We start from the raw sequence: 14,906 nt of genomic DNA on the forward strand, positions 1-14,906 counted from the left end.
GGTCCCGGCCGAGCCGCTAGCGGCCCAGGCCCGGAAACAGCTTCTGCAGACCGAGCGTCATGACTTCCACCGCCAGCGCCGCCAGGATCAGGCCCATCAGGCGGGTCATCACGTTGATTCCGGTGCGGCCCAGCACGCGCGAGATCGGATCGGCCAGCGCCAGGCACAAGGCGGTGGCCAGCCCGATCACGACACCGTAGCCCACCAGGGCCATCAGCTGCAGCCAGGTCCGCGCCTGGTCGGCGTAGATCACCACGGTCGAAATGGTCGCCGGCCCGGTCAGCAGCGGAATCGTCAGCGGCACCACGGCGATGCTGGCGCCCATCGCCGCCTTCTGCGCGCCGTCCTCCAGTTCGCCGCTGTTCGATTTCGCCTCGGCCGGCTGGGCGTTGAGCATGTTCATCGAGCTGATCAGCAGCAGCATGCCGCCGCCGACCTGGAAGCTCGCCAGCGAGATGCTGAAGAACTCCAGCACCTTCAATCCCAGCAGGGCGCTGGTCGCGATCACCAGGAACGCCGTGATCGAGGCCGTCGTCACGGTGCGCCGGCGCTGCTCCGGCGTGAACCCCTGCGTGTAGTGGATGAAGAAGGGGACGATCGCCAGCGGATTGACGATCGCCAGCAGCGTCACCAGCGGCTTGAGGTCCACGTTCAATCCCTGTCGCCGTTGGTCTCGGAACGGTCGATCTCGTCGGCCGTGGCCGGATGGCGGCGCCGGAACATGCCGTAGCCTTCCATCTGCAGCACCTGCTCGCCGCGCTGGTTGAACATCTCCCAGCGCGAACGCACCAAGCCGACCTCGGGCCGCGTGCGCAGCGGCCGCGACTCGAGGATCACGTGCTGCAGGCGCAGGGTGTCGCCGGGATAGACCGGCTTGAGCCACTTGAGGTTTTCCAGCCCGGGCGAGCCCAGGCTGGCGGACTGGTGCAGGAAGTTGCGCACCGTCAGGCCCATCGCGACCGAGCAGGTGTGCCAGCCGCTCGCGCACAGACCGCCGAAGATCGAGTGCCGCCCGGCCTCCTCGTCGAGGTGGAACGGCTGCGGGTCGAACTTGCCGGCGAACTCCTTGATCTCCTGCGCCGTCAGGGTCGCGGTGCCGAGGTCGCGCACCGAGCCGGGCGCGAGGTCTTCCCAGTAGTACTTGAACTGCGCCATCAGCGCCCCCCCGACACTTCGACCAGCGACATGGTGGTGTAGCTGGCGGCCGGCGAGAGCAGCCACAGGATGGCCTGCGCCACCTCCTGCGCCGTGCCGCCGCGCTCCATCGGCACCTGGTGCGCCAGGTCGCGCACGCGGTTGGGCAGGCCGCCCGAGGCGTGGATGTCGGTGTCGATCAGCCCCGGCCGCACGGCGTTGACGCGAATGCCTTCGGCCGCCACCTCCTTGGCCAGCCCGATCGTGAAGGCATCCACCGCGCCCTTGGCGGCCGCGTAGTCGACGTACTGCCCGGGCGAGCCCAGGCGCGCGGCCGCGCTCGAGACGTTCACGATCGCGCCGCCGCTGCCGCCGGCACGGGTGCTCATGCGCCTCACGGCCTCACGGGCGCACAGCATCGTCCCCATCACGTTGATGTCGAACATGCGCTGGAAGCGCGCGGCGCTCATGTCCGCCACCCGCGACGGCACGTCGACCACGCCGGCGTTGTTGACCAGGGCCGTGAGCCGCCCGAGCCGCGCGTCGACCTCGCCGAACATGCGCAGCACGTCGCTTTCGCGGGCGACGTCGCCGGCCACGGCCATCGCTTCGCCGCCGGCGCCTTCGATGCGCTGCACGACCTCCCGCGCCGCCGCCTCGTTGGCGACGTAGTTGATCGCGACCGCATACCCATGCGCCGCCGCGAGGACGGCAGTGGCGGCGCCGATGCCGCGGCTGCCGCCCGTGACCAGTAGGACCTGCTTCAAGACCGTCTCCTGCAAAAAAGCCGTGGGTGCGCTACAAAGCGGACTCGCCATTAGAGCAAACCTGCGGCGCAGACCGCGCCGGGAGACCTTCTTGAACCGCCACGTCGACTACTACCTCGCGCCCCAGAGCCCCTGGACCTACCTCGGCCACGAGCGCCTGGCGGCCATGGCCGCCGCGGCCGGCGCCACGGTGCGGCTGCTGCCGGTCGACCTCGGAAAGGTGTTCCCGATGTCGGGCGGACTGCCGCTGGCCAAGCGCGCACCGCAGCGCCAGGCCTACCGACTGGTCGAGCTCAAGCGCTTCTCCGAGCACCTGGCCATCCCGATGAACGTGCAGCCGAAGTTCTTCCCGGTGGCCGGCGACGACGCGGCGCGGCTGATCGTCGCGGTCGACCTCGCCGACGGGCCGGCGGCCGGCATGAAGATCGCCGGCGCCATCCTGAAGGCGGTGTGGGCGCAGGAGCGCAACATCGCCGACACGCAGCTGCTGGCGCAACTGCTGGCCGAGCAGGGCCTGCCGGCGCAGCGGCTGGCGCAATCGCGCGGCGCGCCGGTGCAGGAGCGCTACGAGGCGAACACCCGAGAAGCGATGGAGCGGGGCGTGTTCGGCGCGCCGACCTACGCCATCGACGGCGAACTGTTCTGGGGCCAGGACCGGCTCGATTTCGTGCAGCGACGGCTGCAGGCGTGACCAGGAAAGGAGACACCATGGGAGCATTCATCGACCTCAAGGCCGCCGACGGCTTTGTCTTTCCCGCCTACGTGGCGCAACCGGCCGGGCAGTGCAAGGGCGCCATCGTCGTCCTGCAGGAAATCTTCGGCGTGAACTCGCACATCCGCGCGGTGGCCGACGGCTACGCGCAGGCGGGCTATCTGGCGGTCGCGCCGTCGACGTTCCATCGGGTGCGGCCGGGGGTCGAACTCGGCTACCAGCAGGACGACATGGCCGCCGGCATGGCGCTCAAGGCGGCGGTCGAAGCCTTGCCGGCGCCCGGCGTGCTGCAGGACATCCAGGCGGCCATCGGCCATGGCGCCGGCGCCGGCAAGGTCGGCATCGTCGGCTACTGCTGGGGCGGGCTGCTCACCTGGCGCGCGGCCTGCACGCTGGACGGCCTGTCGGCGGCGGTACCGTACTACGGCGGCGGCATGACCACCCCGGACGAGGTCGCGCGCCGGCCGAAGGTGCCGGTGCTGGCGCACTTCGGCGACCAGGACCACTGGATCCCGTTGAACAGCGTGGAGGCGTTCCGCAAGGCGCATCCGGAAGTGCAGGTGCAGGTCTACCACGCCAACCACGGCTTCAACTGCGACCAGCGCGGCTCGTACGACGCGGCCGCGGCGCGGCTGGCGCGCGAGCGCACCCTGGCCTTCTTCGCCGAGCACCTGGGCTGAAATGGGCGTGCGGCGGTGCGGGGCGGGGGCGGCGGCCGCAGCCGCGGCGCTGCTGCTGGCGGTGGCCGCGCACGCGGCCGACTACGCCGGGCCGCTGTTCGACGCGCACCTGCACTACAACGACGAGGCGCAGACGCCGCATCCGCTGGAGGACGTGCTGGCGCGACTGCAGCGCAACGGCGTGCGCGCGATCCTCGCCAACTCGCGTCCCAACGATGGCAGCAAGGCGCTCGCCGCCTCGCCGAGGACGGCCCAGGCCGGCGTGACCGTGGTGCCGTTCGTGCGCCTGTACCGCAGCCGCGCCGACTACGAGCACTGGCATCGCGACGAGACGATCTACGAGCTGGTGCGAGCCGAGCTGGCCCAGGGCACCGCGGCGGGCCCGTTCCGCGGCATCGGCGAGTTCCACCTGTACGACAGCGCCAACGCGAACGGGCCGGTGGCCAGGAAGCTGATGGTGCTGGCGGAGCAGCGGCAGCTGGCCGTGCTGGCCCACGTCGACGACGTCGCGATCGAGCTGCTGATGGCCAACACGCCGTCGCACGGCGCGACGGTGCGGCTGATCTGGGCCCACACGGGCATCGGCGGCGTGCCGCCGGCGCGGGTGGAGCAGCTGCTGGCGCGTTATCCGCTGCTCATGGGCGAGCTGTCGTACCGGCCCGGCCTCACCTGCGACGGCGGCAGGCTGTGTCCCGAGTGGCGGCAGCTGCTGCTGAAATATCCGGACCGGTTCATGATCGGCTCGGACACCTGGATCAACCAGCGCTGGCTGTACTACGACCAGCTGATGCAGGGCTACCGGGCCTGGCTCGGGGACCTGCCGGCCGAGGGCGCCGCCGGCATCGCGTGGAACAATGGCGCGCGTCTTTTCGGACTCCAACGATGATCCAACTGCACTTCGACCCCGGCACGGCCGCCATGATTCCGCACATCGTGCTGGAGGAACTGGGCGTGCCCTACGAACGCGTCAGCGTCTCGCGCGCGACCAACGAGCACAAGCAGCCCGCCTACCTGCGGCTCAACCCCAACGGGCTGATCCCGGTGCTGGTCGACGGCGAGCTGGTGCTGTACGAGACGGCCGCGATCGTGCTCCATCTGGTCGACACCCACCCGCAGGCGGGGCTGGCCCCGGCGCTCGGCACGCCGCAGCGGGCGCACTGCTACAAGTGGCTGGCGTGGCTGACGAACACACTGCAGGCCACGCTGCTGGCGTACTTCTATCCGGAGCGCTGGGTCGACGAAGGCAATGCCGCGGGCGCAGCCCAAGTCAAGGCGCACGCGGAGCAGCGGATCGCCGGGCTGCTGGCGCAGCTCGATGGCGAACTGGCGCGGCATGGCCAGGCGTGGTTCGGTGGCGCCGACTACAGCGTGCTCGACCCCTACGTCTTCACCTTGTGCCGCTGGACCCGCAATTTCCGCCAGTCGCGCCCGGCGCGCGAGTACCAACACCTCGGCCCGTACCTGCAGCGGATGCTCGCGCGTCCGGCGGTGCAGCGGGTGCTCGCCAACGAACGGCTGTCACCGCCCTTTGTCTGAGTCGGGCCGCGGCCCGTCGGGCGGGGTCGGGTGCTGCCCGTTGTCGGCGCGGTAGGCCTCCTCGATCTGCTCGACCAGCGCCTCGGGGCGGGTCGCCTCCTCCAGCGCCCGCACCTGCGGGTCGTCGCTCAGGTGCGCGCCAACCTTCTTGGCGATGCGCTCGAGGATCTGCAGGGCCTTGGTGTTCTCCTGCTCCGCCAGCAGGTTGATCTGCAGGTCCAGCTGGTTGCGCCGCTCGGCCACGCGCATGTCGTAGTTCTGGCTGATCAGGATGAACGTGGACAGAAAGATCGCCTCGAGCGAGACCACCAGCGTCAGGAACGTGAAGGGGTAGGGGTCGAACGCGTCGAACCACGGCAGGCTGTTGTAGCCGAGCCAGGCCGCGAACACCACGGCGTGGATCCAGACGAAGGTCATGCTGCCGCAAAAGCGTGCGATCGCCGCCGCGGCCCGGTCGGCGCCGGTGCGCTTGGCCATCGCCGCTTCCTCGAGCTTGCGCATCGCCTCGACGTTCTGCCGGGTGACGTCGTCGCCGGTGTCCGATTTGCGGTACGGCGTCTCCTCGCGCGGCGGCCGCCGGTGGTTGGTCATGCGGGTTCCTTGTCGAGCCACTGTTGCAGGACGAGCGCATTATGCGTGGCGGCGCCCGCCGCCGTGTTGTCGAAGATGCACCACACCGGCCGCTGCTCGCTCAGGGCGAGCGCCATCCGTCGCGCCAGCGCCGCCAGCTGTTCGGCCGGATAGCTGGAGTAGTAGGTGCGCGGCGCGCCATGCAGCCGCAGGTACACGAGGCCGGCCCAACCGCCGGGGCGCTCGCCGCCCGCGTGCCGCACCGGGTCGGCCAGCACCCGGGCCACCTGCTGCGACTCGAGGAACTGCTGGGCGTCCTCGCCGAACCAGGAGCCGTGCCGCGGTTCCGCGCACACCGGGCCGGCCCAGGCCTCGCGCAGCTGCGCGAAGAACTCGCTCGCCAGCGGCTGGTCGAAGGCGAGGCTGGGTGGCAGCTGCACCAGCAGGCAGCCGAGCCGGTCGCCGAGCCCGCTGGCCTGGCCGAGGAATTCGTGCAGGAGCGCGCCGCAGTCGCGCAGCTTGCGCTCGTGCGTGATGGTCTTGGGCAGCTTGGCCGCGAAGCGGAAGCCCGGCGGCACGCTGGCGGCCCAGCGGGCGTAGGTGGCATGGCTGTGGGCGCGGTGGAACGAGGAATTGATCTCGGCCGCCGCAAGCTGCCTGGCGTAGCGCTGCAGGTGGCTGCCCTCGCCGGGAAAGAGCTGCTGCGCATCGCGCGGCAGGCTCCAGCTGGCGCAGCCGACGAAGCAGGGCGCCCGCAGCTTCGCCGACGCACCGGCGCTGCTCATCCGCCGGAACGCGCCAGGTAGCGTTTGCGCCAGAACACCGCCAGCAGCCCCAGGCCGACCAGCCCCATCAGGCCCAGCATCACCCACATCGCCTCGACCGAATGGATCAGCGGCAGGAACTCGAAGTTCATGCCGAAGAAACCGGTGATCAGGTTCAGCGGCAGGAACACGGCGGTCAGCGCCGTGAGCACGCGCATGGTCTCGTTGGTGCGCTGGCCCTGGGCCGAGAAGTGGATCTGCACCGCGGTTTCGGCGCCTTGTTCCATGCGCCGTACGTGATGCACCACGCGCTCGATGTGCTCGATGACGTCGCGCGCGCGGGCCAGCAGGCCATCGAGTTCGGCCGGCCGCATGCCGCCGGAGGGCTGCTCCTGCTGGGTGTCGAGCCACTCCTGCATGGCGTCGTGCTGCTCCTCGCAGAGCTCCTCGAGCGTGTGCAGCGCCTGGCGCGCGGTCATCAGTGCGGCCCAGTCGGCGCCGCGCGAGCGCGGCTGCAGCAGCGCATGCTGCCAGCGATCGAGTTCGGTGGCGAGCTGCTTGCGCAGGTCGAGGTAGCTGTCGACCATCATGTTCAGCATGCGCAGCATCAGGTCGGCGGGTCCGAGCGGCAGCCGGCTGCGCGCCGAGGCACCGCCGCCGTTGGTCTGCATCGCGTCGCCCAGGAAGCGCTCGATGAAGGTCGTGGCGGCCAGGCACCCGGCCGGGTGAACCGTGATCAACAGCCGGTCGAACACCACGAAGCCGACGGCGCGGGTCTGGATGCGGCCGAAGCTCGCCAGGTTCGTGATCGCTTCGGCCGGCGGCGAAGGCTCGGAGGCGCGCACCTCCGGTTCGGTCGCCAGCCGGCGGAAGATCACCAGGTCGTAGATCGAGGTGTAGTCGTAGTGCGAGGGGTGCGAGCGGTTGCCCAGGTCCTTGACGTGCAGGTCCAGGAGCGGCGATCCGCCCAGGTGCTGCGCGGCGTGCTGCAGGGCGGCGAGTTCGGCGGCCAGGTTTTCGCGTTCCAGATTGATCCAGACGAAACCCGCCGACGGCGCGCGGCTCGGCGGCTGCTCCAGGAACCTGAACGTGCCGTGCGCGAACTCGACGATCTGCATGCGTGGCGCGTCAGCTGCGCAGCAGTTTCGCGGCGTCGATCGCGAAATACGTCAGCACGCCGTCGGCGCCGGCGCGCTTGAAGCCGAGCAGGCTCTCCAGCATGACGGCGTCGTGATCGAGCCAGCCGTTCTGCGCCGCCGCCTTCAGCATCGCGTACTCGCCGCTGACCTGGTAGGCGAAGGTGGGCACGTGGAACTCGTCCTTCACCCGGCGCACGATGTCCAGGTAGGGCATGCCGGGCTTGACCATCACCATGTCCGCGCCTTCGGCGATGTCCATCGCCACTTCGCGCAGCGCCTCGTCGGTGTTGCCGGGGTCCATCTGGTAGACCTTCTTGTTGCTCTTGCCCAGGTTGGACGCGGAACCGACGGCGTCCCGGAACGGGCCGTAGAAGGCGCTGGCGTACTTGGCGCTGTACGCCATGATCCGCGTGTGGATCAGGCGCCGCTCCTCGAGCGCCGATCGGATCGCTCCGATCCTGCCGTCCATCATGTCCGAGGGCGCGACGATGTCGACGCCGGCCTGCGCCTGCGTCAGCGCCTGCTTCACGAGGACCTCGACGGTCTCGTCGTTCATGATGTAGCCGGTCTCGTCCAGCAGCCCGTCCTGGCCGTGGCTGGTGAACGGGTCGAGCGCGACGTCGGTCATCACGCCGAGCTGCGGGAAGCGCTTCTTCAGCTCGCGCACGACGCGCGGCACCAGGCCCTCGGGGTTCCACGCCTCCCGGCCGTCCGGCGTCTTGAGCGAGGCGTCGATCACCGGGAACAGCGCCATCACCGGGATGCCCAGCGCCACGCACTGCTCGGCGACCGGCAGCAGCAGGTCCAGGCTCAGGCGCTCGACGCCCGGCATCGAGGCCACGGCATCGCGGCGGCGCTGCCCGTCCTGCACGAACACGGGGTAGATCAGGTCATGCGCCGTGACGCGGTGTTCCCGCACCAGGTTGCGCGTGAAATCGTCGCGGCGCAGGCGCCGCGGACGGCCTTGGGGATAGGGGGCATGCAGGCTCATGCCGCAAATTGTCCCCGATCTGCCGCGCCGGCGAGGCCCGCCGCGGCGCCGGCTTGCGCCGCGTCAGATGGCGGCCGATCACGGCCGAACCGGGCGGTCGGCAAAGCCCGAGCAGCGCGGCGGCTTTGTTGAAACTCGACGGGTGCTTTGTTAAATTAGCTGCGGGCGGTTTGCCGCTCCCCGCTTTTCCTCCCTGAGCGGGTGCCTTGATGTGTGACAGCAAAAAGGCTTCCCACCCCGGCTCGTGGCCGGGGTTTTTTTTGCGGTCGCCACAGGTCCGCCAGAGGGGGAAATCGGCCCCCGGTTGCAGGTTTGTCCCTACACTCGCGCCATGTTTGAGGCCTCAACTTGTTCATCGCGGCTGGCCGCCGCGGCGCTGGGCGCGAGGGCCCGCGGCGCCGGCGTGCGCACCGGATCTGGGCTTGCGCTCGGGCTGTTCGTGGCCGCTGGGCAACGGCCGCATTTGATCTTCCGCAAACAGCGGCGTTTTTGCGGCTGACGCCGGTGCCCAAGCACAAGACCTCCGCGTGGCCGCTGTCGCAGGCCTACGTCGCGCTCATCGTCTACGCCAGCCTGTATCCGTTCGCCGGCTGGCGCGACCAGGGGATCGCGCCGTGGGAGTTTCTGCGCAGTCCCTGGCCCAAGTACTGGACCGGCTTCGACGTGGCCGCCAATGCGATGGGCTACGCACCGCTCGGATTTCTGCTGGCCCTGAGCTTCCTGCGCCGCGGCAGTCCGCGCTTCGCGCCGTCCAACCGGACGATGGCGATCGTCGTTGCCGTCGTCGCGGCGGCCGTGCTGTCGCTGCTGATGGAGGCATTGCAGACGTACCTGCCTTCGCGTGTCGCGTCCAACCTCGATTTCGGCCTCAACGGCGCCGGGGCGCTGGCCGGGGCGCTGCTGGCAGCCGGACTGGAGCGGCTCGGCGCGATCGACCGGTGGAGCCGATTTCGGGTGCGCTGGTTCGTGGAGGACGCCCGCGGTGCGCTGGTGCTGCTCGCGTTGTGGCCGTTCGCGCTGCTGTTCCCTGCCGCGGTGCCGCTGGGGCTGGGGCAGGTGTTCGAGCGGCTGGAGGGCGCGCTCACCGAGTGGCTGATGGACACGCCGTTTCTCGAGTGGCTGCCAGTGCGCGACATCGAATTGCAGCCGCTGGTGCCGGGCGCGGAACTGGTGTGCGTGGCCCTGGGCGCGCTGGTGCCCTGCCTGCTCGGATATTCGGTGGTTCGCACCTTCGGTCGGCGCGCGGTGTTCGCGGTGTTCACGGTGCTGATCGGCATCGGGGCGACGGCGCTGTCGGCGGCCCTGAGCTGGGGCCCGTCGCACGCCTGGGCCTGGCTCAGCCTGCCGGTGCGGCTCGGGCTGGGCATCGGGCTGGTGCTGGCACTGGTGCTGATCGTGATGCCGCGCCGCGGCTGCGCGGCCCTGGTGCTGCTGGCGCTGATGCTGCACCTGACGCTGTTGAATCAGGCGCCGGCCAGCGCCTACTTCGCCCACACGCTGCAGACCTGGGAGCAGGGCCGCTTCATCCGCTTCCACGGCCTCGCCCAGTGGCTCGGCTGGGTCTGGCCTTACGCGGTGCTGCTGTATGTGCTGCTGCGCCTTTCGGCGCCGGACCGGCAAAATAGAATGCCCGCATGACCGGCTCCCCTTCCTATTACGAGCGCCACATCTTCTTCTGCCTGAACCAGCGCCCGAACGGCGAGGCCTGCTGCGCCGACCATCATGCGCAGGAAGCCTTCGAGCGCTGCAAGACGCAGGTGAAGGCGGCCGGCCTGAACGGTCCCGGCAAGGTGCGCGTCAACAAGGCCGGCTGTCTCGATCGCTGCGCGGCCGGCCCGGTGTGCGTCGTCTACCCGGAAGCGGTCTGGTACACCTACGTCGACCGGCAGGACATCGACGAGATCGTGGAGTCGCACCTGAAGAACGGCAAGGTGGTGGAGCGCCTGCTCACGCCGCCGCACCTGGGCCGCTGAACCGATGAACGTGCACACCCGGCGCTTCCACGTCGCCGGTCCGGCCGGCGTGATCGAGGGCTTGCGCGACGAGCCCGGGCCAGGCACGCCGGCCCGCGGCACGGCGGTGATCGCGCATCCGCACCCGCTGTTCGGCGGCACGATGGAAAACAAGGTGGTGCAGACGCTGGCCCGCGCCTTCGTGCAATCCGGCTGGGTGGCGCTGCGCTTCAACTTCCGCGGCGTCGGGGCGAGCGAGGGCGCCCACGACGAGGGGCGCGGCGAGCTCGACGACATGCTGGCCCTGGTGGCCGCCGAGGCGCCCGACGGCCCGCTGGCACTGGCCGGTTTTTCCTTCGGCTCGTTCGTGGCGAGCCGCGCCGTCGCCGCGCTGTGGCCGGCCCGCCCGGCGCAGAAGATCGTGCTGGTCGGCACCGCCGCCTCGCGCTTCGACGTCGCCGTCCTGCCGCCGCAGGCGCACGACGCGACGCTGGTGGTCCACGGCGAGCACGACGACACGGTGCCGCTGGCGGCGGTGCTCGACTGGGCGCGTCCCCAGACACTTCCGGTTACGGTCGTCCCCGGGGGCGGCCATTTCTTTCACGGACAATTGCCGCTGCTGAAGAGCCTCGTTCTTCGCCACCTTCGTTCCTGACCCCCACGTGCCCATGAAAACCGCCCAGCAGGCGCTTGCCGCCGCATTCCTCGCGTTGTTCTGCCTGGTTGCCGCCGCGCAAACGCCGCAACCGCCGGAGGTGGCCGCCCGCGCCTTCCTGGTGATGGACGTGACGGCGGACCAGATGCTGGCCGGCCGCGACATCGACGCGCCGGTGGAGCCGGCGTCGCTCACCAAGCTGATGACGCAGTACCTCGTGTTCGACGCGTTGCGCAGCAAGAAGCTCGACCTGAAGCAGACGCTGCCGGTCAGCAAGCGGGCCTGGAAGATGCCCGGCTCGCGGATGTTCATCGACCCGACCATGCAGGTGCCGGTGGATGACCTGATCAAGGGAATGATCGTGCAGTCGGGCAACGACGCCACGGTGGCGCTGGCGGAAGGCGTCGGCGGCACCGTCGAGCGCTTCGTGCAGCTGATGAACGAGCAGGCCAAGGCGCTCGGCATGAAGAACACGGCCTACAAGAACCCGGAAGGCCTGACCGAGGCCGGCCACACGACGACGGCGCGCGACCTGAGCATCCTGGCCACCCGGCTGCTGCGCGACTTTCCCGAGTACACGCACTACTACGCCATCAAGAAGTACCGCTACGAAGGCACGCCGACGGCCAACGACACCAACCGGAACATGCTGCTGTTCCGCGACCCGACCGTCGACGGGCTCAAGACCGGGCACACCGAAGCGGCCGGCTATTGCCTGATCGCCACGGCCAAGCGCGACTTCCCGAACGTCGGCCCGCGCCGGGTGCTGGCCGTCGTGCTCGGGACCACCAGCGAGGTGGCCCGCGCCAACGAGGCCCAGAAACTGCTGAACTGGGGCTATACGGCGTTCGAAGGCATCAAGCTGTTCGACGCCAACCAGCCGGTGGTCACGCCCGAAGTGTGGAAGGGGACCGCCAAGACCGCCAAGCTCGGCCGCCCGCAGCCGATCGTCGTGGCCGTGCCCGCGGGCAGCGCCAGCAAGGTCAAGACCCAGGTGGCGCGGCCGGACCCGCTGCTGGCGCCGATCACCAAGGGCCAGCAGATCGGCACCCTCAAGGTCACCTCGGGCGACCAGCCGCTGCTGGAAGTGCCGCTGCTGGCGCTGGAAGGCGTCGAGCAGGCCGGCGTGCTGAGCCGTGCCTGGGATGCCGTGCGGCTGTGGATCAAGTGACCGCGCGCGGCAGGCGCTAGCGGCCCCGGACGGCACCGCACCAGCGCAGCCCGCCGAAACGGATGACCCCGACCGCCGGCGCGCCGGCGGGTGGAACTATTGGCTTCATCTGGCGTCGCCAGCCGGCCTTGCCAGGCCTTCCCGGCCCCCAGACGCAGCCCAACTATTGAGGGTTGACCCTGATCGGGCTATACTGGAGGGCTTTCCCGCAATTGGGGCGGGAGAGCGCATGCCGTCTTCCGGCGGGAATTGCCCCGGTTGCCGGCCTTTCGACACCAAACGTTTAGGGACGTTTTCTTTCATGCCAACCATCAATCAACTCGTGCGTCAGGGCCGGGAGGTCGAAAAGACCAAGTCCAAGAGCCCCGCGATGCAGAACAGCCCCCAGCGCCGGGGTGTGTGCACCCGTGTGTACACCACGACGCCGAAGAAGCCGAACTCCGCGCTGCGGAAGGTCGCCAAGGTCCGCCTGACCAACGGCTTCGAAGTGATCTCGTACATCGGCGGCGAAGGCCACAACCTGCAGGAGCACTCGGTGGTGCTGGTGCGCGGCGGCCGGGTCAAGGACCTGCCGGGCGTGCGCTACCACATCGTCCGCGGCTCGCTCGACCTGCAGGGCGTCAAGGACCGCAAGCAGTCGCGGTCCAAGTACGGCGCCAAGCGGCCGAAGAAGGCCTGACGGCCCGGGGCCCCAAGGCCCGAAAGCAGTGTGTGTTTGTCGGTGCTCGTTCGGCCCTGGCAGGCTGAATCGGAGCGGAGTGACCCGAAGCAGGCAATGGTGCCTGTGGGTCGAGTAAGTGAGAGTCCGCTGGCTCTCGCGGCCCCCGCAAGGGACGGCCAACTGAAGCAAATTGGAGAATTGAAATGCCACGTCGTCGCGAAGTCCCTAAGCGTGAAATCCTGCCGGATCCCAAGTACGGCAACATCGAGCTCGCCAAGTTCATGAACGTCATCATGCAAGGCGGCAAGAAGGCGATCGCCGAGCGCATCGTCTATGGCGCGCTCGAGCAGATCGAGAAGAAGAATCCGGGCAAGGACCCCCTGGAAGCGTTCACCATCGCCATCAACAACGTCAAGCCGATGGTCGAGGTGAAGTCCCGCCGCGTCGGCGGCGCGAACTACCAGGTGCCGGTCGAAGTGCGCCCGGTGCGCCGGCTGGCGCTGTCGATGCGCTGGCTGAAGGAAGCCGCCAAGAAGCGCGGCGAGAAGTCGATGGCCATGCGGCTGGCCAACGAACTGATGGAAGCCACGGAAGGCCGTGGCGGCGCAATGAAGAAGCGCGATGAGGTCCATCGCATGGCGGAAGCGAACAAGGCGTTCAGCCACTTCCGCTTCTAACCTCCGTCCCATCTCCCTGGAGCGGGCCCGCCACGAGCGGGCCTGCGTCCACCAACGAAAGAGCATCATGGCCCGAAAAACGCCCATCGAGCGGTACCGCAACATCGGTATCTCCGCTCACATCGACGCCGGCAAGACCACCACGACCGAGCGCATCCTGTTCTATACCGGTGTGAACCACAAGATCGGCGAAGTGCACGACGGCGCCGCCACGATGGACTGGATGGAGCAGGAGCAGGAGCGCGGCATCACGATCACGTCCGCGGCGACCACCTGCTTCTGGAAAGGCATGGACCTGTCCTTCCCCGAGCACCGCATCAACATCATCGACACCCCCGGCCACGTGGACTTCACCATCGAGGTGGAGCGTTCCATGCGCGTGCTGGACGGCGCCTGCATGGTCTACTGCGCCGTGGGCGGCGTGCAGCCGCAGTCCGAAACCGTGTGGCGCCAGGCGAACAAGTACCGCGTGCCGCGGCTGGCGTTCGTCAACAAGATGGACCGCACCGGCGCGAACTTCTTCAAGGTCTACGACCAGATGAAGGCGCGCCTGAAGGCCAACCCGGTGCCGATCGTGATTCCGATCGGGGCCGAGGAAAACTTCAAGGGCGTGGTCGACCTGCGCAAGATGAAGGCGATCATCTGGGACGAAGCCTCCCAGGGCATGAAGTTCACGTTCGAGGACATTCCGGCCGAGCTCGTCGAGCAGGCCAAGGAATGGCGCGAGAAGATGGTCGAGGCGGCCGCCGAGGCCAACGAAGATCTGATGAACAAGTACCTGGAAGAAGGTGACTTGTCCGAGGCCGAGATCACCCACGGCCTGCGCACGCGCACCATCGCCGGCGAGATCCAGCCGATGCTGTGCGGCACGGCCTTCAAGAACAAGGGCGTGCAGCGCATGCTCGACGCCGTCATCGAACTGATGCCCTCGCCGGTGGACATTCCTCCGGTCAGCGGCATGGACGAGGACGAGCAGCCGGTGCACCGCAAGGCCGACGACAACGAGAAGTTCTCGGCGCTGGCGTTCAAGCTGATGACCGACCCGTTCGTGGGCCAGCTCACCTTCGTGCGCGTCTACTCGGGCGTGCTGTCCAAGGGTGACAGCGTCTACAACCCGGTGCGCGGCAAGAAGGAGCGCATCGGCCGGATCGTGCAGATGCACGCGAACAATCGCCTGGAGGTCGAAGAGATCCGCGCGGGCGACATCGCCGCCTGCGTCGGCCTGAAGGACGTGACGACGGGCGAGACCCTGTGCGATCCGAGCTCGATCGTCACGCTGGAGCGCATGGTGTTCCCCGAGCCGGTGATCCGCCAGGCCGTGGAGCCGAAGACCAAGGCCGACCAGGAGAAGATGGGCGTCGCCCTGCAGCGTCTGGCCGCCGAGGATCCGTCGTTCCGCGTGAACACCGACGAGGAGTCCGGCCAGACCATCATCGGCGGCATGGGCGAACTGCACCTCGAAATCATCGTGGACCGCATGAAGCGCGAGTTCAACGT

The 14,906-nt window shown here is 69.0% G+C and carries 18 protein-coding genes; 11 read left to right on the forward strand and 7 right to left on the reverse strand.

What is annotated here, in order from left to right:
• Positions 1-16: 16 nt before the first annotated feature.
• Genes VNT59_RS17060 through VNT59_RS17070 form a run of 3 tightly spaced genes read right to left on the reverse strand, consistent with a single transcriptional unit; the run spans position 17 to position 1,901 of the window.
• The gene (locus tag VNT59_RS17060) at positions 17-649 is read right to left on the reverse strand and encodes a MarC family protein (RefSeq protein WP_325500277.1); all 633 of its coding nucleotides are present in this window, start codon (positions 647-649) and stop codon (positions 17-19) included.
• Positions 650-651: 2 nt separating this feature from the next.
• Positions 652-1,155: a MaoC family dehydratase gene (locus VNT59_RS17065; protein WP_325500279.1), complete on the reverse strand. Its 504-nt coding sequence runs from the start codon at positions 1,153-1,155 to the stop codon at positions 652-654.
• Positions 1,155-1,901 carry an SDR family oxidoreductase gene (locus tag VNT59_RS17070; RefSeq protein WP_325500281.1) on the reverse strand — a complete coding sequence of 249 codons (747 nt, stop codon included), beginning with the start codon at positions 1,899-1,901 and terminating at the stop codon, positions 1,155-1,157. The genes VNT59_RS17065 and VNT59_RS17070 overlap by 1 nt, the downstream gene beginning before the upstream one ends.
• 91 nt (positions 1,902-1,992) lie before the next feature.
• Between VNT59_RS17070 and VNT59_RS17075 the strand changes: the two genes are divergently transcribed.
• From VNT59_RS17075 to VNT59_RS17090, 4 genes are read left to right on the forward strand one after another with little or no spacing between them, the layout of a single operon-like run.
• Entirely contained in the window at positions 1,993-2,592 is a 600-nt protein-coding gene (locus VNT59_RS17075; protein WP_325500284.1) for a 2-hydroxychromene-2-carboxylate isomerase, read from the forward strand.
• 17 nt (positions 2,593-2,609) lie between these two features.
• Entirely contained in the window at positions 2,610-3,293 is a 684-nt protein-coding gene (locus VNT59_RS17080; RefSeq protein WP_325500286.1) for a dienelactone hydrolase family protein, read from the forward strand.
• Position 3,294: 1 nt separating this feature from the next.
• Complete coding sequence (locus VNT59_RS17085; protein WP_325500288.1) at positions 3,295-4,179, forward strand: amidohydrolase; 885 nt, start codon at positions 3,295-3,297, stop codon at positions 4,177-4,179.
• A complete protein-coding gene (locus tag VNT59_RS17090) occupies positions 4,176-4,829 on the forward strand; it encodes a glutathione S-transferase family protein (RefSeq protein ID WP_325500290.1) in 654 nt (217 codons plus the stop codon). Before VNT59_RS17085 ends, VNT59_RS17090 begins: the two co-directional genes overlap by 4 nt.
• Here VNT59_RS17090 and VNT59_RS17095 read toward each other — a convergent pair.
• The 4 genes from VNT59_RS17095 to hemB are packed head-to-tail and all read right to left on the reverse strand — an operon-like array spanning position 4,812 to position 8,293.
• On the reverse strand, positions 4,812-5,420 hold the full coding sequence (locus tag VNT59_RS17095; RefSeq protein ID WP_325500292.1) for a DUF1003 domain-containing protein: 609 nt from the start codon (positions 5,418-5,420) through the stop codon (positions 4,812-4,814). The genes VNT59_RS17090 and VNT59_RS17095 overlap by 18 nt on opposite strands.
• The gene (locus VNT59_RS17100; RefSeq protein WP_325500294.1) at positions 5,417-6,184 is read right to left on the reverse strand and encodes a DUF72 domain-containing protein; all 768 of its coding nucleotides are present in this window, start codon (positions 6,182-6,184) and stop codon (positions 5,417-5,419) included. The genes VNT59_RS17095 and VNT59_RS17100 overlap by 4 nt, the downstream gene beginning before the upstream one ends.
• The gene (locus VNT59_RS17105; protein ID WP_325500296.1) at positions 6,181-7,281 is read right to left on the reverse strand and encodes a magnesium transporter CorA family protein; all 1,101 of its coding nucleotides are present in this window, start codon (positions 7,279-7,281) and stop codon (positions 6,181-6,183) included. The genes VNT59_RS17100 and VNT59_RS17105 overlap by 4 nt, the downstream gene beginning before the upstream one ends.
• A gap of 10 nt (positions 7,282-7,291) precedes the next feature.
• Entirely contained in the window at positions 7,292-8,293 is a 1,002-nt protein-coding gene (gene hemB / locus VNT59_RS17110; RefSeq protein WP_325500298.1) for a porphobilinogen synthase, read from the reverse strand.
• Between the two features lie 504 nt (positions 8,294-8,797).
• Between hemB and VNT59_RS17115 the strand changes: the two genes are divergently transcribed.
• From VNT59_RS17115 to fusA, 7 genes are all read left to right on the forward strand, one after another.
• On the forward strand, positions 8,798-9,931 hold the full coding sequence (locus VNT59_RS17115) for a VanZ family protein (RefSeq protein ID WP_325500300.1): 1,134 nt from the start codon (positions 8,798-8,800) through the stop codon (positions 9,929-9,931).
• On the forward strand, positions 9,928-10,266 hold the full coding sequence (locus VNT59_RS17120) for a (2Fe-2S) ferredoxin domain-containing protein (protein WP_325500302.1): 339 nt from the start codon (positions 9,928-9,930) through the stop codon (positions 10,264-10,266). The genes VNT59_RS17115 and VNT59_RS17120 overlap by 4 nt, the downstream gene beginning before the upstream one ends.
• A gap of 4 nt (positions 10,267-10,270) precedes the next feature.
• Complete coding sequence (locus VNT59_RS17125; RefSeq protein ID WP_325500304.1) at positions 10,271-10,900, forward strand: alpha/beta hydrolase; 630 nt, start codon at positions 10,271-10,273, stop codon at positions 10,898-10,900.
• 13 nt (positions 10,901-10,913) lie between these two features.
• Complete coding sequence (locus tag VNT59_RS17130) at positions 10,914-12,071, forward strand: D-alanyl-D-alanine carboxypeptidase family protein (RefSeq protein WP_325500306.1); 1,158 nt, start codon at positions 10,914-10,916, stop codon at positions 12,069-12,071.
• Between the two features lie 301 nt (positions 12,072-12,372).
• A complete protein-coding gene (gene rpsL, locus VNT59_RS17135; RefSeq protein ID WP_017759704.1) occupies positions 12,373-12,750 on the forward strand; it encodes a 30S ribosomal protein S12 in 378 nt (125 codons plus the stop codon).
• Positions 12,751-12,935: 185 nt separating this feature from the next.
• Complete coding sequence (rpsG, locus tag VNT59_RS17140; RefSeq protein WP_325500308.1) at positions 12,936-13,409, forward strand: 30S ribosomal protein S7; 474 nt, start codon at positions 12,936-12,938, stop codon at positions 13,407-13,409.
• Between the two features lie 67 nt (positions 13,410-13,476).
• Positions 13,477-14,906 (forward strand): elongation factor G (gene fusA / locus VNT59_RS17145; RefSeq protein WP_325500310.1); only part of this gene is annotated, 1,430 nt, incomplete at its 3' end.

The sequence above is a fragment of the Ramlibacter sp. genome (assembly GCF_035554825.1).
Classification (GTDB): domain Bacteria; phylum Pseudomonadota; class Gammaproteobacteria; order Burkholderiales; family Burkholderiaceae_C; genus Ramlibacter.